At 42.2% G+C, this 20,701-nt stretch carries 19 protein-coding genes; 1 reads left to right on the top strand and 18 read right to left on the bottom strand.

The genetic code is table 11. The features are described from left to right. Nucleotides 1-163: 163 nt before the first annotated feature. From ACWJAF_RS05385 to ACWJAF_RS05300, 18 genes are all read right to left on the bottom strand, one after another. A complete protein-coding gene (locus ACWJAF_RS05385) occupies nucleotides 164-982 on the bottom strand; it encodes a TPM domain-containing protein (RefSeq protein WP_448862695.1) in 819 nt (272 codons plus the stop codon). A gap of 12 nt (nucleotides 983-994) precedes the next feature. After that, complete coding sequence (locus tag ACWJAF_RS05380) at nucleotides 995-2,089, bottom strand: hypothetical protein (protein ID WP_448862693.1); 1,095 nt, start codon at nucleotides 2,087-2,089, stop codon at nucleotides 995-997. Nucleotides 2,090-2,129: 40 nt separating this feature from the next. Continuing rightward, nucleotides 2,130-3,419: a zinc ribbon domain-containing protein gene (locus ACWJAF_RS05375; protein ID WP_448862691.1), complete on the bottom strand. Its 1,290-nt coding sequence runs from the start codon at nucleotides 3,417-3,419 to the stop codon at nucleotides 2,130-2,132. Nucleotides 3,420-3,461: 42 nt separating this feature from the next. After that, nucleotides 3,462-3,932: a hypothetical protein gene (locus ACWJAF_RS05370; protein ID WP_448862689.1), complete on the bottom strand. Its 471-nt coding sequence runs from the start codon at nucleotides 3,930-3,932 to the stop codon at nucleotides 3,462-3,464. A gap of 21 nt (nucleotides 3,933-3,953) precedes the next feature. Next, a complete protein-coding gene (locus tag ACWJAF_RS05365) occupies nucleotides 3,954-5,276 on the bottom strand; it encodes an SPFH domain-containing protein (RefSeq protein WP_296032010.1) in 1,323 nt (440 codons plus the stop codon). 36 nt (nucleotides 5,277-5,312) lie between these two features. After that, entirely contained in the window at nucleotides 5,313-5,696 is a 384-nt protein-coding gene (locus ACWJAF_RS05360; RefSeq protein ID WP_296032011.1) for a hypothetical protein, read from the bottom strand. A 188-nt stretch (nucleotides 5,697-5,884) separates the two neighbouring features. Continuing rightward, nucleotides 5,885-6,526 carry a response regulator transcription factor gene (locus ACWJAF_RS05355; RefSeq protein WP_296032012.1) on the bottom strand — a complete coding sequence of 214 codons (642 nt, stop codon included), beginning with the start codon at nucleotides 6,524-6,526 and terminating at the stop codon, nucleotides 5,885-5,887. Then, on the bottom strand, nucleotides 6,523-7,488 hold the full coding sequence (locus ACWJAF_RS05350) for a sensor histidine kinase (RefSeq protein WP_448862687.1): 966 nt from the start codon (nucleotides 7,486-7,488) through the stop codon (nucleotides 6,523-6,525). The genes ACWJAF_RS05355 and ACWJAF_RS05350 overlap by 4 nt, the downstream gene beginning before the upstream one ends. Beyond that, entirely contained in the window at nucleotides 7,481-9,106 is a 1,626-nt protein-coding gene (locus tag ACWJAF_RS05345) for a histidine kinase N-terminal 7TM domain-containing protein (RefSeq protein WP_448862685.1), read from the bottom strand. The genes ACWJAF_RS05350 and ACWJAF_RS05345 overlap by 8 nt, the downstream gene beginning before the upstream one ends. Before the next feature lie 105 nt (nucleotides 9,107-9,211). Further along, on the bottom strand, nucleotides 9,212-11,869 hold the full coding sequence (locus ACWJAF_RS05340) for a YfhO family protein (protein ID WP_448862683.1): 2,658 nt from the start codon (nucleotides 11,867-11,869) through the stop codon (nucleotides 9,212-9,214). After that, entirely contained in the window at nucleotides 11,856-12,854 is a 999-nt protein-coding gene (locus ACWJAF_RS05335; RefSeq protein ID WP_448862682.1) for a glycosyltransferase family 2 protein, read from the bottom strand. The genes ACWJAF_RS05340 and ACWJAF_RS05335 overlap by 14 nt, the downstream gene beginning before the upstream one ends. A gap of 303 nt (nucleotides 12,855-13,157) precedes the next feature. Beyond that, on the bottom strand, nucleotides 13,158-14,468 hold the full coding sequence (locus tag ACWJAF_RS05330) for an ATP-binding protein (RefSeq protein WP_448862680.1): 1,311 nt from the start codon (nucleotides 14,466-14,468) through the stop codon (nucleotides 13,158-13,160). A 90-nt stretch (nucleotides 14,469-14,558) separates the two neighbouring features. Next, nucleotides 14,559-15,233 (bottom strand): response regulator, encoded by a 675-nt coding sequence (locus tag ACWJAF_RS05325; protein WP_448862678.1) that lies wholly within the window; start codon nucleotides 15,231-15,233, stop codon nucleotides 14,559-14,561. 17 nt (nucleotides 15,234-15,250) lie between these two features. Beyond that, nucleotides 15,251-15,904: a phosphate signaling complex protein PhoU gene (phoU, locus tag ACWJAF_RS05320; protein WP_448862676.1), complete on the bottom strand. Its 654-nt coding sequence runs from the start codon at nucleotides 15,902-15,904 to the stop codon at nucleotides 15,251-15,253. 3 nt (nucleotides 15,905-15,907) lie between these two features. Then, nucleotides 15,908-16,657, bottom strand: a complete 750-nt coding sequence (gene pstB / locus ACWJAF_RS05315) for a phosphate ABC transporter ATP-binding protein PstB (RefSeq protein WP_448862675.1) — start codon at nucleotides 16,655-16,657, stop codon at nucleotides 15,908-15,910. A 102-nt stretch (nucleotides 16,658-16,759) separates the two neighbouring features. Further along, complete coding sequence (pstA, locus tag ACWJAF_RS05310) at nucleotides 16,760-17,620, bottom strand: phosphate ABC transporter permease PstA (RefSeq protein WP_448862673.1); 861 nt, start codon at nucleotides 17,618-17,620, stop codon at nucleotides 16,760-16,762. Then, nucleotides 17,613-18,488 carry a phosphate ABC transporter permease subunit PstC gene (gene pstC, locus ACWJAF_RS05305; RefSeq protein WP_448862671.1) on the bottom strand — a complete coding sequence of 292 codons (876 nt, stop codon included), beginning with the start codon at nucleotides 18,486-18,488 and terminating at the stop codon, nucleotides 17,613-17,615. Before pstC ends, pstA begins: the two co-directional genes overlap by 8 nt. Before the next feature lies 1 nt (nucleotide 18,489). Continuing rightward, nucleotides 18,490-19,401, bottom strand: a complete 912-nt coding sequence (locus tag ACWJAF_RS05300) for a substrate-binding domain-containing protein (RefSeq protein WP_448862669.1) — start codon at nucleotides 19,399-19,401, stop codon at nucleotides 18,490-18,492. Nucleotides 19,402-19,736: 335 nt separating this feature from the next. On the opposite strand from ACWJAF_RS05300, the gene ACWJAF_RS05295 reads away from it, so the two are divergent. After that, complete coding sequence (locus ACWJAF_RS05295; protein WP_296032028.1) at nucleotides 19,737-20,597, top strand: class I SAM-dependent methyltransferase; 861 nt, start codon at nucleotides 19,737-19,739, stop codon at nucleotides 20,595-20,597. Nucleotides 20,598-20,701 lie beyond the last annotated feature (104 nt).

The following is a 20,701-nucleotide window of genomic DNA, read 5'->3' as shown; positions in this document are numbered from 1 at the left end:
TGCGTTAATTTTTCTACAGTTTTCTGACTATTCAATATATTCATTATATTATCACAAAATTCTGATCCTATCTATTTTTCTTTCGCTAAGATCTTGTTAAGATTCTTTATTTTATAACCATATCCTTTGCAAACAATGCAATATGTGCTTTGCTTTCTTTTTCCTAGAATTTACTACTGCCGCCGCCATGGGTTCTTCCTGAAGAAGAAGTATGTGTACTGCTGCCACCAGAAGAACTCTTCTTTTCTTTCGCCGTTTTTGAAATTGTTTCATACAGGAACATATCTCTGCTTTCTGTAATATCCAGACTACCATCTTTTACGTAACTGCCTGCCGTCGTCTGAAAACGCACCGTTTTCAGCTGCGCTTTCATCCTACCTACGATAATAAGCGACAGAATAACTCCGACTCCAAAGGAAATCAGGATCCAGATCGGCGATAATGGTTCTCTTGGAAGGCTTTTTCCTCCAAAAGTTTCCCCGCTTCTTGCCTGTGTAATGAATTTATCGCACAGATTGACAAATGTCTGAAATGCTGCGAAGTACTTTTCATCGTGCAAATCGCCCTTCATCTCTTTCAAAATATATTCGATGCCGTCATCGGTAAAAGCTGTAATCCCGTAACCACAGGTTGAAATACAGCAAATGTTCTCTTCTCCTACACTGACGAGAAGCAGGACTCCGTCCTTATCTGCCCCATATCCAAAGTTTCCATAATCATATGTATCGTCTGCATATTCTTCTGCTGTTTTTCCATCCAGCGTATTCGTTGTCACCACAACAACTTCCATTTTCTGACGAACACTTAGTTCATCAAGCATATCATTTAATTCCGCTTCCTCACTATATGTCATAAGTTCTGCCTGATCCTGCACACGGCAATATTCATTTGCAAATCCGCCTGTATCATCGGCTGAAACTGAAATTGTCATACCCAGACACAGGGCCAGAATAAGTAAAAGTGATATCATTTTCTTTTTCATTTTCGTCACCCCCTAAAACAGTCCGAATAAATGAAGAAGTGTTGCAGCACCGTAAGTTACTGCAGTAAACACAGCCGCCAGTATAAGCGTCCAACGGGTTGCTGCTGATTTATCTACCGGCAGATCTCCGACAAATTTTCCGGTCTGTCCGTTCATTGCAAATGTATATCTGTTCCCATTCCATGTGGTATTCAGCAACCATACCGGATATAGGGCATATCTGGCTTTTCCGCCGTGAAACTGTACGCTGGTATTTTCAGCCGTTACTGTTTCGTAACCAATGACTGTTTCAGCAAATGCCTGTTCCGTTGATTTCTTTACACGTTCATTCGCACGATCTATACTCTCTTCTGCTGTCACATCATATTTATCTGCAAGATAACCGGCAAGATAAGCAGTCTGAAAATCCACTGCCTCCGCACAGTTGAATGGTTCGATTGATTCCATCAGACCATCTGCCATTTTAGTAGAACCGTCTACCGGAACCTCTTCAAACCCAATGCTTCCACCTCTGTGTACCATAAAGTAACTGGTCTTGGTGTAATTATAATTACTGTCACTCCAGGTACGCACCTTGGTTGCCTTATAGCGAACCTTTGCGTCTACATCGGTATCAAAAAGCCAGAATGGTACATAGACACCTTTGATCTCATCGATATGATTCTGATCCTTGAAAATCTTCGGCAGAAGACGTTTTCCTGTCAGATGTTTTACCAGCCCTTCTTTCGCTGCTTTTTTATTCAACTTGAACGGAATGACCAGATCCGGTTTCAGGGTGCCGGAAAACTGTCCCATCATAACAATCGGATTATCGCAGAAAGGACAGGATGTTGCCGCCGTATTCGCATCGCCTACAATCTCCCCTCCGCAGGATTTACACACATATGTGCGCAAACCATCTGTTTCTCCTTCTTCCCATTCACCCCCTGCTGTGGTCTCCCAATCCATATTGTCTGCTTCTTCATCCTGCAGTTCGGCATCATATCCTTTCAGTACATCCATTTCGAACTCCGTGTCGCAGTATGGACACTTCATCTTTTGAATCGTACTGTCAAAGGCTATCGCACCTCCACAGCAAGGACATTTATATTCCTGTAATCCTGCCATAATTCATTCTCCTTTCATCGAATAACGGATTGCCGAGATTTTATTTTATTCTCCATTTTGCATTGTCGATCTGCAGGCTATAACCGCAGAAGGAACAGCAGTTATTCTCATCCGGTATAAAATTCGCTCCGCAGGATGGACAATCCTTTTCTATAAAAAAAGCTCCATCTGTCTTTCTTCTTTCCGGATATCTTGCTCTTTGAAGAACCAGGGTATTCTTTACTTTTTTCGTATAAGGTTTCTTTTTTTCAGGAAGGTAAGTTTCTTTTCCAAATACCTGCACTGTTATTTCCGTTGTCTGCTCGGTGTTGACCACTTTCTTCAGCACGATCGCATCCACTCCGTAGTCCAGCAGATCCTCCTTCTTTTCTTTATAAAGGACTTCACTGATACAGGATCGCAGATAGTTTTCAGAATATCTTACAATCCCTTCCCGCATCTTTTCCTGCTTTGCCCTGTCGCGGGAAATAAAGGACAGAATTCCTATAAGCACAAGCAAGGTAAGCACCACACCTATGGTAAGCGAAATATCGATATCATCGATGAGCCAAAGACTAAAGGTAAGACAAATGAACATGATGATCGATCCGGCAAACAAAAGCAATGTATATCGCATGTTTGCACCCATCTCTTTATAAATCTCAAACACTTCCGTCTGCCAGTCATAGAATTCACTCTGCATCACACCACCGCAATATGGGCAGATGATCTGTTGACCGCTCAGCTCCACTTCTGCACCGCAAGACGGACAGGTAATCATCAGCTTATCCGAATAAAATTCTTTATTCTTACCCTGGCGGTCAGAATGGCGGATATGCCTTGACTGAAGGATACGCAGATAGCTGCCTTTCCGATAGATCTGATGTACTACTTTGCCGCTCTTTGGAGAAACAAGCCGCTCCAATGAACTGCACTGCAAAATAGATTCCCGCCATTCCCTGCCATCATCATTCCATCTTTTGAAATTATTTTTCGGCAACGGCATCACATCCGTCAGACGGATATCCCGGCAGAGCTTTCTCTTCCTGAGAAGATTGATCTGATGATCCATTTTCCTTCGAAAAGTCATATCCATTCTTTTTGGAAGCAGATTTTTGTCTGCTTTTCCCAAAGGAAGCAGCACGCTCTCAAAAGCTTTTTGGATTTCCTTTTGTACATTTGTTCCCTGCAAAGGTGTATTTCGCTCTGCAAAAATTCTTTTTATCTTTGCTTTTTTCAAATTCTCCGGCAAAAACTGATCCATATCCACATCTATGATTTTTTCAGCAATACCAATTGCACAGACTATCGTAACTAATGCCGCAAAAAATATCGCATCTGACAGGCTCATATCCTTCCCTCCTTCCTTCCATTCTTTTCGCCTTTTTTTGTATTACTCTTTTTCTTCCCGGTGATACTTGATAATATCTTTACTTAGTACGATACAACCAATGAGACCCAGTGGAATCATTGCAGCGAATGCAAGGAAGTAAACCGGAGTCGGCCCCGGTTCCAATTTATATTGTCCTTTTGAGTTCCGGTAAACCGTAATCGGCACAGTATCCCCTTTCTTCATTTTTTTATAGCAAGTTTTAAAATCATCATAGGTCGTTCCATCGATTTCATAAGTAAACCTTACCTTATATTTTTCTTTTCGCTCCCCATCATCATCTTTTTCATCTGTTTGTTTACAACTGTAAACGAGTGCATCCATCGTTCGGACATCGGTTGAATTCTTATACTCCCAGCTTAGCCTCTTCGTATATATCATCCCACCGATTCCTGCAATAATAATGATAATGCTTAAGATCAGGGCACCTATCTCTTCTTTATGTGCCTTTTCTTCAGATGGAAGTCTATACACAGCATTCCCTCCTCTCTTATATTACTGTCTGTCATTTTCATCAAAAATGTCTCCACATTCCGGACAGAATTTCGGTGGGTGCATCGGGTCTTCCGGTTCCCATCCACACTTATCACAGCGGTAAAGCGGTGCCCCTTCCGGTTTCTTAGATCCACAGTTCTGACAGAATTTACCTTTATTCATTGAACCGCAAGAGCAGATCCATCCTTCTTTCTCTACCGGTTTTGGTGATCCGCATTCTGTACAGAACTTACCGGTGCTAAAGTTTCCGCAGCTACACTTCCATCCGTCTGCCTGAGTTACCGGTTGCGGTGCGGCCTGTTGTGCTTCCTGTTGCTGACCCATTGCAAATAAATTCTGTGCGTTCATACCGCCGCCCTGATTCATCGCCATGCCCATACCCATGAATCCGGTCATCGCACCTGCCTGATTGCCGGCTGCGGTCTTCATTGCATCAGCCTGTGCTCCAACCAGCGTTGCCGCTGCCATTGTAGGATCACGCATGATCGCCGTACGCTGTGCCTGTTTGATCAGTTCTGCATCTTCATCCGGAAGTGTCACGGATCCAAGCGCAATACTTACAACCTTCAGTCCGCGAAGTGCACCCCATTTTTCTGAAAGTGCCGTATTCATCGCATTTTCAAGATCTGTATTATGTGTCACAATCTGGTTCGGACGAAGTTCCAGTTCTGACAAATGTCCAAATGCCGGCTGCAAAGCAGAAATAAACTCCGTCTTAAGTGTAGCATCCAGTTCCTCACGGGAGTATTCCTGCTCCACATTTCCACAAACGTTAGAGTAGAATAACAGAGGATCGGCAATCTTGTAAGAATATACACCTGAGCAGCGGATTGATACATCAATATCAAGTCCGATCTTGGAATCAACAACACGGAATGGAACCGGATTTGGCGTTCCAAAACGGTTTTCCAAAATCTCCTTGGTGTTAAAATAATAGATTCTCTGATCCTTTCCGGTATCTCCTCCGTATGTAAAACGTTTTCCTGCCGTTTTGAATGTTTCCTTAATACTCTCACCGAGACTGCCTGAAAAAATGGACGGTTCGGATGAAGTATCATAAGTAAATTCACCCGGTTCTGCACAAACTTCTACGACTTTCCCCTGCTCCACAATGATCATACACTGTCCATCCGCTACGGCAATACCTGATCCATTCGAAATGATATTGTCGTTTCCCTTCGTATTCGATGAACGTCCGGTGACACGTTTTTGCCCTTTTGCAACAAGTACCTCCTTCGGCATAGATTCACAATAGAAAAATTCTTTCCACTGATCTGCAAAAGTACCTCCAAGAGCACCCATACCTGCTTTAATAAGTCCCATAATATTTTCCCCTTTCCTTTTGAAATAATTTTTTCCTTACATTGCATAAATCTGATCCATCAGGTATTCGGCAGTCATGGATTCATAAAAAAACTGATCAATGAGACCGTTTTTCTTTGCATCCCGAATGTCTTTTGCTGCCTGTTTTTCCGTATTAGAATCCACGATAAATGCGATCTTGCATTCCGGACACGCCATCTTCACTTCATCCCGGATCTTCATTCTCTCATAAAACTTCCACGGAGTAGAACTCGTCACCTCCATGATAAGAGCAAACGGTTTGTAGATCTTACACATTTTAACTGTGTCCGTTGGCGACTCTGTACGCACTACATCGATCTCGTAATCCGAATTTCTGAAGGCAGTCGCTACAGAATCAGCAAATAAAAAATTCTGCATATCAACCACTATTTTCCGCATCAGAGCATTCCTCCTTTCTTTTCGTGATATATCCGATATGCCTGTTGTATTTTTTCTTCAGTGTAACAGAGAAACCTAGTGCTGTCTGTCCTCAAAAGTGTGGACAAATATGCATTTTGCCAAAAAATTGCTCTGTTTTTCCAAAAAACAGAGCAATTTTTACATTACAGTTGTATTCTATTTTCAGCCTATACATCAAGCTGGCTTCCCGGCACGACCAGGCGTTTACTTACCGCTGCAACCATCAGACGATTGCGGTTTGTGTATCCTGTTTTCTCTAACATCCGGTGGATATAGGTCCGCACCGATGATTCTGCCACATGAAGCTTTACCGCAATCTCAGCATTTGTCTTTCCTTCACATAGCAGACGCAAGGTTTCCATTTCCTGATCAGAAAGATCACATGAAAGTGCATTTCCAAGCTGTACCGTCGGTACCTTATCTGGCCAGAAACTTCCACCTGCAAGTGTCCCTTCAATCACACCGATGAGATCTCCGGAAGGGGAATCCTTATACCAGAAACTGTCCGCTCCTATTTTCCTTGCCCTGTCCAGAAAACGTCCCTCTAACATAGAAGTCACCATTACGATCTTGATCCGTGGATAATATTTTTTAATTGATTCGGCCGCATTCAGTCCGTCCGAATCATTTTCCGTACAAATATCCATTACCACCAGATCAATATGTCCCTCACCGCATTGCCGTAGTGCTGCATCTGCGCGCGTCAAAGTACCTGCCACTTCACATTCTGTGCTTTTTTCTATGCAGGAGCATAAATACTGGCGGGCAAGCATCTGATCCTCAACAATTAATATTTGTTTCACACTCATTCCTCTCTCTCCCTTCTTTCAAGTCCGGGAATCTCTATTACCAAAGCAAACTCCGGAAAACTCTGCACGAGCATCATTCCTCCTGCCGTTTCAATCCGGTAACGTAGATTGGTAAGTCCTCCGCCTTCCCTGATTGCTTTCTCAGGAGACCTGCCATTATTGTATATCATCACAGTATAGCTGGTTTCATTTTCAAAAACATTTACTTCCAACTCTGTTGCATGAGCATATTGAACTGCATTATTCAGGCATACCTGCATAGCTGCATACATTAACTCTGCCGCTTTCCCCTGTGGTTCCTTTCCTTTTATTCGCACACGCACCCCACTGCTTCTTGCACTGTCAAACAGTTTCTTCTTTGCCGGTAAATGCTCTGTCTCCCTGAAAGCAATGGTTTTCTCCCATTCCTGCAGAACAGTCTCCGCATCGATTCCGTCAAACTCTCCGGAAAGAAACTGTTTCATCACTATAATACTGGCCGCGAGATTATCATGCATTTCGGATTTTGCAGCAAAAAGTTCTTTCTCCCTGGCTATTTTCTCTACATTTTCAGAAAGCCTGCGCAAATTTTCTTCATCTTCTGCAAGCTTCTTGTTATCTATAAAAAGCTGCTCCAGCGCATGGCATAATTCCGTAACATCTGCGGCTGTAAGCTGGATGTAATTCTCCCCGTACCGATCCGTTACTTCTGTTTTTTCAAACTGCCATATGGTGTTATCCGGGAAACGATACGTACTTTCCATATTCGAAAGCCGCAGAATACCTTCCGGTGGAAAAGCAAGTGCCATCTCAACTTCACCAAGGTATTGCATATCGCTTTCAAATAAATAATGACTCAGACGATACATCTGCCTGTTACAAAGCACAATCCCCCCTCCGCTGTCAAAAAAGCAGACTGCCGTTGGAAGCTGATCAAATCCTTCTTTGATACGATTAAACCCGAAACGCCTCAATCTACGCATTTGCCTCTCCTCCTATCAATGTACGAATCAGCCATAATCCATCCTCCCTGCATACCATCACCTCCGCAGAGGCAATTTCGGACAAATCAGTCATACATTCCACAGACAGATTCATTTCCTGATCAGATACAGAAATAAATAGTGAATGCAGCTCTCTTATTGTCATTTCCGTTATTGTTTTCAATAGTTCAAACAGGCGCTCAACCTCTTTGGATGCTATCGGTTTTGTGGTTAAATAGACCACACCACATTCAACTTCGCAGGAATTCATCGCGCGCACCAGTTCATCGATCGTAAGCCTAAGTTCCTGCTGCGGAAGCTTTTCGTATTCCTGAGACAGAAAATACAGATTTGCGCTTCGCTTGATATAAGTACCGAGCAGCAGGATCTCTTTCATGTGCTCCCGCATTTTCGGAGGCTTCGCATTCCTGCACTGTTCAAGAAGCTCCTTTATCCGTTCGGTCTGCTTCTTGTGTTTTTCTTCCAGTTCATCATAAATATGGTTCTTTTCAGTCAGTTCATACAGCTGCTTCTGTACTAAATAGGCATCCTTTAATTTCTTTTTATTATTCTCTTTTTTTCTCTTATTCTCATCAAGCCGGGCACGGAGTTCCGTCAAATGCTGCACGTTATCTCCCCAGATAACAAAACCATCTTTAACCGGTGCCGCTGAAATGCGCATTCCATCCGGACAGACGATACTTTCACCCTCCTGTGGACATACCATATTCTCTCCGGCTGTGCGGGAATGAAGCAGAATATGACCATTTTGATCTGCGATACAGGATGCCAGAGTTGTTGCCTCATACAATTCAACATACCCTGTGTTAGACTGTATCATTCGACAGTGGATACAGCTTTCGTATATCGCCGCATAAAAGAGACAAAACATTACATTCATATCTCCAAAAACGTCACGGACAACCTGAAATCCCAAAAGATAAAGCACTCCATACAAAAGAATCACGCAGCTTAGGACAAAAGGCATCATTCTCCTTTTTCCAATACTTGGAAGTCTGGTTTTTTTCAAAAGCTGAACAATAGAGAAACACACACAGCCAACTACCCATACAAGAATCACAAAGTAGACCGGACGATGGAAGAACACCTTGTTATCCGGCACTCCCGGTATTCCACTTTCAAATACAAATACCTGCTGATGAAGATCGTTTGTAATAACAGCCAAAAACAGTGCCGCCGGAATCAAAGATAATAGCCAGCTTTTTTTCGAAAGTTGATAATTCTCTGACTTTCCCAAAAAAATCGCAATATATACACCCAACAGTGGAATAAAAATAATCGGCAGATAATAAAGATACCACAGATAACGTGCCACGGTCATATCTGTAACCACCTCATATTTCAAAGTACGCAGAGTCAGCCAGATAAGCATCAGGACATCCATCAGTCGAAGACAGTGCAACACCGGTTTCTGAATGATTCTCTGATCCAGAGAATACCCCCACAAGACAAACAATAATAAATACAATGCAGCACGAACATAGCTGGGATAATTCCCACCTATATTAAACCAGGCCAACAGCCGGCAGGAATAGGCCGCTATGATTATCGCAAATACAAAAATCATCAAATAAAGCTGTCTGGTGTTCCGTTTCACGAGATCCCCCCTCTCTACAAATCCTCACCTTTGGGAATCTTTTCTACTTCCAGTATAGTATAAGCCTCCTTTATACGCAACTTATTCACCAGCGTTTCTTAATTATTACCGTGGAATAAACTTCCTTCTGTTCTTTCTTTTTTCTCTGACAAGCAGTGACAAAAATCCTGCCATTCCGATCAAAGACAGGATTTTTCCTGTTATTGTCCCCGGAGCATGATAGATGATCTTCACTTCATGGTTACCACTTTCGATCTTACACCCTAGAAATGCCGTATTCACTTTTTGTATCTTTGTTTCTTTTCCATCAATAAACATTTTAAAATGTTTATCATAAGGGATGGACGTAATAAACCATCCGTCTTTCTTTACATGAATAGTCCCCTGGATCACGTTATCTTCTGTCTGTTTTTTGTCCACCTGGATTTCTGACTGATACAATAATTCTGACCGTTCCGGCAGACTGCCGAGATATGCCTGTACATGGCTTAATTGATATTTTCCTTTGCCAAATGTCACAGAAATGGTATCCTCTCCATCCTTTAACGGCACTGCATAGGTAAATGTTTTATTTTCGTTATAATATACATGATCTGTTGCACTTAGTTTGTTCCGAATTCCGTTGACCCAGACTGCCACGTCTTTATTCGGATGTGCGTTGTCCACCCGGAAGCTCAGGAAAAGAATCTGTTTCTGCCCCTCTTGTTGTTGTGCCGTTTCCTGCCGCACCTGTCGGATGGAAAATCTTGTTTTTTTCATCTTCTTTGCCTGAATCTTCCAACCATCTTTTGTTTCTTGCATCCACGTTACGCCTTCTATTTCATTTCTATTTTTCTGCTCCGCTCCACCTGTAGTTCTATTATTGACCATTTTCAGACTAACCGGCGCATAGGCTGTCATTATGTTCTGATCTGAAGATTCCGTATGTTCTTCAACAACCGCATATTCCAGAAGTGCCGTCTGATTATATGGAAATGCAAGTTTCTTATATTCCTCTTCCGTCATCACACAATCTGTTGCGTACATGACCGGTGCTGCATCTTTATTCTGATATATACCGGTTGTGCCACATTTCTTAACCAGAGTATATCCCGGCACATCCGAATCTGATACGATATACCGCACTCCCATCATCCGGCGGAATACCGGATTTTTCGAGACAGACTGCATCATCCCATTGCGGAACGGTTCTTCCAGTCCGAATGTCTTCTGACGGAATGTCTGATAGTCCGGATTGTATGCCGATGAATAGATGGAAGTAATATTCTGATCCACATCCCAGATCCGGTTTAAATCTGCTGCATTTTCATCGTCATTGCCCACCTGTTCTGTGCGGTAATATCCATCATCATTTTTTAATGCTTCTTTTACCGCATATCTGTTATGTTCTCCCGCAATATCCCGGTAGAGTTTGCGGCTGACGTACCTGTCTGGCTTCATCTGATAAAAAGTGTTCATCGTAACTGCCAGACATATCACCGACGGCAGTGCCAGCATCAGAATCTCTTTCGTCTCTTTGCGGTGTCTCTTCATCGCACAATACAGTACATAACAGATCAGAAACAGAATACTTTCTGCAAGCAGGGCTTTCCATATACTTTCCCCTGTGCCTTTCGAAGCAAACTGATTCCTTGCTATATAAACGAATACCGTTGTGATGATATATGGAATCATTCCTGCAATAAAAGACAGTTCGCTTTTCCTGCACTTTTCCAGATAAATGCCAATCAGATAACAAAGCAATGGCAGAAACGGAATAAAGACTTTATCCCTGATATATAGTCCCCCATTTAATAAGTAAGCAAATACCGGGATCACAAGTACGATCACACATCCATACGTGAGTACCTTTTCATATACTTTCCGGTACAACAATCCCGTGAGCAGAACTGTGATCACCAGTGTCGTAAGTCCGATTCCATAGATACTGTAAGCAAATCGTTCTACTGCGATCTGCGGAATAAAAAAGGCAGCAAGCGATGTGTTCTGTCCTTTACTTCTCCCACCCGTTAATGCAAGTGCCGTCGGCACCAGGAAGAAACAGCTCATAAGTACTGCCAGAAACATTGAGCGCACGAAGCACAATCCATCCCTCAAAAAAGCGCTGACCGTAACCCTGCATTCTTCTCTTTGTTCAAAATAACGATGCAGTCCATAAAGAACGAGCGCCAGCATTCCGCCAATACTGAAATAAAAACTGGTCATGATCATCAGAAATACACTGACCGTAAAAAGAGCACTTTTTTCTTGTTCAAAATACCGGTCCACACCTATGAGTGCCAGACATAAGAACGGCATATAATCCACAAACATGATCTGTCCGCTGTACTGACCGATCATCGGTCCTGCCAGCAGGAACATCAGTGACAGGATAAAAGCAGTGCCTGTATCCGTCTTTCTGCTTTTCAGCCAGTAATAAAAAAGCAGTACCGAAGCAATCAGGCCTGTTACACTGACCGCCATGATATAATCCGACATTTTCACAAACGGGAGCAGATATGACGGCAGGATCAACGGACTATATAGTCCGTAATAAGCAAAATAGTAAATATTCTGACCGCCGCCCAGATTCGCTGCAAATTCGGGAAACAACTTTCCGGTTGCATAAAATTGCTGCCGGAAATAATCCGGCAGCACACTATGCTGACTGAGCCAGTCTACCTTTGCTCCAAAGATTCCATATCTTCCCACAAACATCCGGCAAAAAAAGAGTGTTAAGCCTGTAAGCAACAGGTAAGGAACGTATCTCTTAGCCTTGTCCATAACTCTTCCTCCGCAGATTTTGTGATAATGGCACCATCATGATCCTTTGTTCTTCTTTACTGGAATCCTTTAACAGATATACAGGCCGGTTCTTTACTTCCAGGTATGTCTTGGCAAGATACTGTCCCAGAATTCCGGTACACAGAAGCTGTACACCACCCACGCCAAACAAGATACAAACCATCGACGGCCATCCGGCCACCGGATCTCCCCAGATTAATGTACGGACTACGATCGCAACAATCATCAGGAATGATAATCCGCAGAACAAAACTCCCATATACGATGCAATCGACAGCGGAACTACAGAAAATCCCGTGATTCCCTCCAGAGAGTAAATGAATAATTTCTTTACATTCCATTTTGTTTCTCCGGCAGATCTTTCAATATTCTCATATTCCAGCCATTTGGTGCGGAATCCTACCCATCCGAAGATCCCTTTGGAAAAGCGGTTATATTCACTCATTTCCAGCACCGCATCTATCATCTTACGGTTCATCAGGCGGTAATCTCTGGCACCGCTTACAATCTCTGTCTTCGATATCTTATTGATCACGTTATAAAATTCTTTTGATAAGAATGACCGGATCTTTGGTTCTCCCTTTCTGGTTGATCTTCTGGTTGCCACACTGTCATACGGCTCTTCTTTTAAGATCCGGTACATTTCCGGTAGTAATGCCGGCGGGTCCTGCAGATCCACATCCATGATTGCGGCATAATTACCACCTGCGTTCTGAAGTCCTGCATAGATTGCGGCTTCCTTTCCAAAATTTCTTGAAAATGAAAGATACTGACATCTTCTGTCTTTTTTATGCAGGTCTTTCATAATCTCGTATGTTCTATCCGATGATCCGTCATCTACAAATATCAGCTCGAATCCCGTCTGTTTTTTCATAGAATCCATAATCTTTTTCATCTCATCATAATAAATCGGCAATGCTTCTTCTTCATTAAAGCACGGGATGATAATACTGATCTTGTCCATAACTTATGCCTCCTTGTCTTTTTCATGGAGTTATTGTAGGCTTGATTTCTTAAAGACATACGCAAATATTTCTTAAGATTTCTTAAAAAACTTCTATATTTTCCCAAAACTACCTTGCAGGGAAGCTCCCGCTGGAAGCTTCTCCTGCATACTTAGGTATACATAGAACCTGGCACCGGAAACTCCTCGCGAACGCATAACGTTATAAAAAGAAAGAAGGAAAATCAAATGATTTCTGATGCTTTACAGTATCATCATGCGTTTTGATTTCCTTCTTTTGTTCATTGATTTTATTATATTTGTTTAGAAAATAAGCTCTATTTTCGTTCCTTCCCCCAGTTTACTATCTACATGAATCTGGGCATTATGAAGCATGGCTCCGTGTTTTACGATAGAAAGTCCAAGACCGGTTCCTCCGGTTTCTTTGGAGTGGCTTTTGTCTACCCGGTAAAAACGTTCAAAGATACGCTCCGTCTCATTTTCCGGAATTCCGATTCCGGTATCCATAACTGAGACTTTCTTCCCCTGCAGGGTATCGCCTACCCAGACAGATAATGTTCCGCCTTCTTTGTTATACTTGATTGCATTTTCACAGATATTATAGATCATCTCATCCAGAATCTGACGGATACCGGCATATGTAACCGATTCTCCTGTCATCTCTACATGCACCTTTCTCTTGGCTGCCTGCGGCGAGAGTCTGGTTAGTATTTCTCTTGTCATCTGATAGAGATCAACCTCTTCTTTTTCCAGCTGCACATTACCCTCATCAAGTTTTGATAATTTGATGATATCTTCTACAAGCGTGATCAGTCTGCTTGCCTCATTATAGATACGCTCTGCGAATTTGCTCATATCTTCTGGTTTTACCAGTCCGTTTTTCATGATCTCCGCATACCCTGAAATTGACGTAAGCGGAGTTTTTAATTCATGCGATACATTTGCCGAGAATTCTTTTCTCATATTAGCAACTGCATCCTTTTCTTTATTCTGCTTATCAATACTCTCTAAGAGTGGTGTTAATTCTTCGTACACATCGTTCTCCAATGGATTATCAAGATCCAGTCTGTTGATTGGTCTGATCAGTCTTGTTACCTGCCACTTTACCAGAATTCCTGCAAATACAAGCATAATCACCGCGATTATTCCCATTACTGGAAACACCTTCATAGCAGTCCGGAATGCCGTATCTACCGTTTTGGATACTCGCAGGATATCTCCGTTATTTAACCTGACCGCATAGTAAAACATTTCCTTATTCAAGGTATTGGATTCCCTGATATCCTGACCACTTCCATTTTTCAGCGCTGCTTTTACCTCCGGACGGTTCTTATGATTCTGAAGCGTTACCTCATCTTCTTTGGAATCATATTTGACATCTCCATTTGGATCTATCAATGTGATCCTGGTGTCTTCGTGCACCTTATCCATCGTCTTCAGATAGGATTCTCCTGAAGTATCGATTGCTACATTAATATAATCCGCTTCCTGCCTTACTTCACTTTCCATAATGTGGATTGTCTGCCTGTATACCACGAGTGTTGTAATCGCATATGCTATGATAAGTGTCAGGGCTATGACCAGGATCATACTGCTCTGAATCTTTTTTCTCATACTTTGTTTCATGTTCTATTCTTTGTATGCTTCTAATTTACATTTGTAATCAGAAGCCTTCTCCTTCTATTCTCCAGTTTTCTGGCAAATTTAACGGCTCATACGATATCCGACACCGCGGACGGTTTCGATCTGTTCTCCCGCACTTCCAAGTTTCTGGCGCAGCGTTCTTACATGAACATCGACGGTTCTGGTCTCACCATCAAAATCGTAACCCCAGATATCTTCTAACAGCTGGTCTCTTGTCAACACGATATTTGAGTTCTTCATGAGTCGTTTCAGCAGCTCGTATTCCTTCAATGTAAGATTTACAACTTCCCCTTCTACTTTTACTTCATGTTTTTTCTGATCAATCTGTATCTTTCCAATCTCAATCAATTCTCCCTCTGCCGGATTCTTTCCTTTGCTTCGTCTTAATACTGCCTTGATTCTCGAGATCAGTTCCATCATTCCAAATGGTTTTGTTACATAGTCGTCTGCACCTGCATCCAGACCTTTGACCTTATCGTATTCTGCCCCTTTTGCGGTAACCATAATGACCGGGATATCCCTGGTCTTACTGGAGGCTTTTAATTTTTTCAAAAGCTCCATCCCATCTTCTCCTGGCAGCATGATATCAAGCAGAACAAGCTCTGGCGTTTCTAATGCCAGAGCTTCAAGGAATGAACTTCCATCTTCGAATCCGCGTGCCTGAAATCCTGTACTTTCCAGGGTGTACACCACCAATTCCCGTATATTACCGTCATCTTCTACACAAAAAATCATTCCTCATTCTCCTTCTTTTATACTACAGAAGATTTGTGAATTCCCGTGATGGAGAATTCCACCCATTCTGCTATATTTGTCGCATGGTCTGCAATACGTTCCAGATACTTGGCCACCATGATCAGGTCGATTGCTTCCACGCCCTGTTCTCCTTTGTGCTCAGCTATGAATCTGATCAGATTCGTCTTCACTTCTTCAAATAGCTGATCCACTATATCGTCATCTTCCATGACTTTCCGTGACAGTTCCAGGTCTTTTTCCACATATGCAGTTACACTGTCCCGCACCATCTTACCTGCCGCCTCTGACATCCTGATAATCAGTGGAATATCCTGCGCTTCCGATCTTTCCTCTGTAATAATGATCTCTGCTATATCAGATGCCTGATCTCCGATACGCTCCATATCTGTGATCATCTTAAGCGCTGCCGATATCTGTCTTAAATCTCTTGCAACCGGCTGCTGCTGAAGAAGCAGTTTTAAACAGAGTCTTTCAATATCAGTCTCTGCCTGATCGATCTCTTCGTCGGCTTCTATTACTTTGTGTGCCTGTTTGATACTTCCTTCTTTTAAAGCTGTTGTTGCTTTTCCGATTGCCACTTCGCATAACTCACCCATATGGATAAGCTGTTCATTGAGTAACACCAGCTGCTGATCAAATCGATTACGCATCTCTTAACCAAACCTCCCTGTAATATAATCCTCTGTTCTTTTATCTGATGGGATTGAGAACAATTTTTCTGTTTCATTATATTCTATCACTTCTCCTAACAGGAAAAATGCTGTGTTATCCGATACACGTACTGCCTGCTGCATATTATGTGTTACCATAACGATAGTATAATCTTTTTTAAGTTCCATCGCAAGGTCTTCAATCTTGGATGTAGAAATCGGATCCAGTGCGGATGTCGGTTCATCCATCAGAAGAACCTCCGGCTGAACTGCAAGTGCTCTGGCAATACAAAGTCTCTGCTGCTGTCCACCTGACATTCCAAGTGCACTCGTCTTCAGACGGTCTTTACATTCTTCCCAGATTGCTGCACTTCTCAGTGATTTTTCCACAATATCATCAAGCTTTGCTTTGGAACGGATTCCATGTGTTCTCGGTCCATATGCAATATTGTCATAAATACTCATTGGAAATGGATTCGGTTTCTGGAATACCATTCCAACTCTTTTTCTTAACAGATTGACGTCAATATCTCTGAAGATATCCTGTCCGTCGAGAAGAAGCTGTCCATCAATCTTACAGCCTTCTACCAGATCATTCATACGGTTAATGGATTTTAATAATGTAGATTTTCCACATCCGGACGGTCCGATAAATGCTGTGATCTTATTGGCTTCTATCTCAAGATTCACATTTTTCAGAGCATGAAAATCTCCATAGTGAAGATTCATATTCTTGATACTTATTTTACTCATGTTGATTCCTTCCTGATTCTTTTTACCCATTTCTCTATGGATCTATATCCTGCACCTGTTCAGTATGTCTGCATACTTTCCAGCTTCCTGTGCGTGTATACGTTAATTTTTCGTAATTTTCTTAGCAATTACACCTGATAATGTATTGATTACTACAACCAGTATCAGAAGTACAACTGCTGTCGCATAAGCCTGGTTCATATAAAGTCCCTCACTTGACAGATTATACATATGTACGGCAAGTGTTCTTCCTGAACCAAATACATTTTTTGGTACTTTAGCAACGGTACCTGCTGTGTAGATCAGTGCTGCCGTCTCTCCTACGATTCTTCCGATTGCCAGTATCACACCAGCCAGAATTCCAGGTACTGCTGATGGAAGTACAATTCGGAATACGGTACGGAGTTTTCCTGCTCCAAGTCCAAAGCTTCCTTCTCTGTAAGAATCTGGAACAGCTTTTAATGCCTCTTCTGTACTTCGCATGATCAATGGCAGAACCATAATTGCAAGTGTAAAAGCTCCTGCCAGAATTGAAAATCCCCATCCACAGGTCGTTACGAAAAACAACATACCGAACAGACCGTATACAATTGACGGAATTCCCTGCAGGGTCTCTGTCGTTAAACGGATGATTTCTACAAATTTGTTGCCCCTTTTTGCATACTCCACAAGGAAGATTGCTGAAAAGATCCCAAATGGAACTGCAATCAGCAGTGACAGAAGTGTCATAATTATAGTATTAATAAGAGCCGGCATTAACGAAGCATTCTCCGATGTATAGTGAAATGAAAATATCGAAGGTTTTAAATACGGTACCCCATGTACAATTACATACACGATCAAAAAGATTAATACCGCAAATGTAATAGCTGCCGATAACATAACAAGTAACATCATGATCAGAGATCCCGGCGTTCTTGTATATGCTTTTAATTTATCTTTAAAAGTCACTTCATTATTCATGATTCTTCCCCCTGTTTAAAAGTGCTACGCAGAAGTTCAGAAGCAGAATGAATACAAAAAGTACTACGCCCGTTGCAATCAATGCTTCTCTGTGAAGTCCGGAAGCATATCCCATCTCAATAACGATATTTGCAGTCAGTGTTCTGACTCCGCGGAAGATTCCTTCCGGCATTCTTGGCTGATTACCTGCTACCATAATGACAGCCATCGTCTCACCGATCGCACGTCCGATTCCCAGCACAATAGCTGCTACCACACCAGATTTTGCTGCCGGAAGCACAACTGTAAAGATAGCTCTTTCATGTGTTCCTCCAAGTGCAACTGCTCCTTCATAATACTGTGTCGGTACTGCTCTGAGTGCGGATTCTGTCAGACCAATAATAGTTGGCAAGATCATCATTCCAAGTAAGATTGACGCTGTGAGCATACTGCTTCCATTTCCACCTTTATGAAGACTTCTTCCTATTTCCCTGATCCATGGAACCAAAACAACCAGACCGAAGAATCCATATACAACTGAAGGAATTCCCGCAAGAAGTTCTGTTGCCATTTTCAGTGGTTTATATATCACCTTCGGGCAATAGAATGCCATGAATACAGCTGTAAGAATTCCGATCGGCACACCAATAATAATTGCTCCTGCTGTTACATATAAACTTCCGACGATCATTGGAAAGATTCCGTAAATGTCATTTTTCGGACGCCATAATTCGCCTGTTAAGAATTTTCCAAATCCTATTTTACTCATCGCAGGAATTCCATTTGCAAATAAGAAAATACAAATGAGCGCAACCGCCAGCACCGAAGCGCAGGCGGCAACTGCAAATACTCCCTGCATGAATTTTTCCGTCCATGCTTTTGATTTCATATTATTTCACTACCTCATCCCATGTTGTGGCATCGCCTGTGTAAATTGTCTTAACCTGATCGCTGCTCAGCTCGTCTGTTGTGTTATTCTTATTTACAATCACTGCAATACCGTCTGTTGCGATTACCTGGCTGTCCAGATCTTTCTTCTCGTCATCCTGTAATTCACGTGAAGCCATTCCGATATCATAACTTCCATCGATTGCAGATGTCATACCTGTTGTAGAATCTGTTGTCTGAAGTTCTAATTCTGCTCCGGTATTTACTTTCTTATATGCTTCGATCAGTTTTTCCATAACCGGTGATACTGATGAAGATCCTCCGACAACTGCTTTTCCAGATGGTTTGCTTCCCTCATAAGGTTTTGCCGAATCGTCTCCGATGTATCCGTTATCTGAGATTACCTGCTGTCCTTCCTGGCTCATAATATAAGCGATAAAGTCTTTTGCCACTTCATTGTCTGCGCCCTTCTTTGTTGCGATGTTGAATGGTCTGCAGATCTTGTATTTTCCATCTTTGATATTCTGCTCTGTAGCTTCTTCTCCGTCGATCTTTAATGCTTTTACTGTATCATTTAATGATCCAAGTGATACATATCCGATTGCGTAATCATCACCGGCTACTGTTGTCAGCATAACGGATGTGCTGTTTGTAATCTGTGCATCATCAGTTGTCATATCCACTTTTTCGCCGTCTTTCTTTTCTTCAATTCCAAAGAGTTCGATGAATGCTCCTCTTGTTCCTGAACCATCTTCTCTGGAAACAATTGTAATATCATTAGAAGAATCCCAGTCGCTTTCACTCTTGCTGCTCTTGTCATCTGAGGAAGCACTGTCGGAACTTCCACATCCAACTGCAAGTCCTGCTGTCATTGTTGCTACCGATAAAATTGCAATAAACTTTTTCAACTTCATAATCATACTCTCCTTAGATTCTCATCTTTTTTCATTCTGATTTTTTCTTTGTCGTTTTCGACAATAGCTATATTAATAGACGTTTGTTAAATCCAAAATCTGTGGATTGTTAAATGTATGTAAAGTGTATGCAGGAATTGTATGGAAATGTAAAATCGCTTTTTTCATAGCCGGATTTTATGACTGTGTGCTTTCAAATTGAATTTCTTAATTTTTCATGCTATAATTCCTCTACAGGGCTGTCTGGAAATGCTTTTCCAGATATGTTTTTGTTACTTATTTACAAAAATAAACAGAAATTTTACATTATAAAGAAGAAAGAGGATTATAATTCTATGTGGATTGCAGATCAATGGAAAGATTATGAAGTAATCGATTGTAGTAATGGTGAGAAATTAGAGCGCTGGGGACAGTACACTCTGGTCCGTCCGGACCCGCAGGTTATCTGGGATACCCCGAAGACCGAGCGTGGATGGAAACATATGAACGGCCACTATCACCGCAGCAAGAAAGGCGGCGGGGAATGGGAATTCTTCAGTCTCCCGGAACAATGGCAGATTCATTATAAAGAACTTACATTTAATTTGAAGCCTTTTAGTTTCAAACATACCGGCCTTTTTCCGGAACAGGCAACGAACTGGGACTGGTTCTCTGAGAAGATCCGAAATGCAGGAAGACCAATTAAAGTACTGAACCTTTTTGCTTACACAGGTGGTGCTACTCTTGCAGCAGCTGCTGCCGGAGCCAGCGTTACACATGTAGATGCTTCCAAAGGTATGGTTGCATGGGCAAAGGAAAATGCAGCTTCTTCCGGATTGTCTGACAGACCGATCCGCTGGCTGGTCGATGACTGTGTAAAATTCGTAGAACGTGAGATCCGCCGTGGCAATCACTATGATGCCATCATCATGGACCCTCCGTCATACGGACGCGGACCTAAGGGGGAGATTTGGAAAATCGAAGATGCAATTCATCCGCTGATCAAACTGTGCACACAGATTCTGTCGGATGACCCGTTATTCTTCCTGGTCAACTCCTATACAACCGGACTTGCACCGGCCGTTCTGACTTATATGCTTGGAACGGAGCTCAAGAAATGGAACGGACATGTGGATTCACAGGAGATTGGACTTCCTGTTACGCATTCCGGACTGGTGCTGCCTTGCGGGGCTTCCGGGAGATGGGAAGCGGTTTAATGCCCGGTTCTGAATAAAAATATAGAAGCGCTTTCTGTGCTTAAGAGTTTCTAACCATGATCTCATATACACAGAAAGCGCTTCTATATTTTTTTCAGTTCCGT

This window comes from Dorea sp., assembly GCF_977044405.1.
The sequence above is the reverse complement of the archived record's forward strand: the minus strand, read 5'-3'. Positions and strand labels throughout refer to the sequence as shown.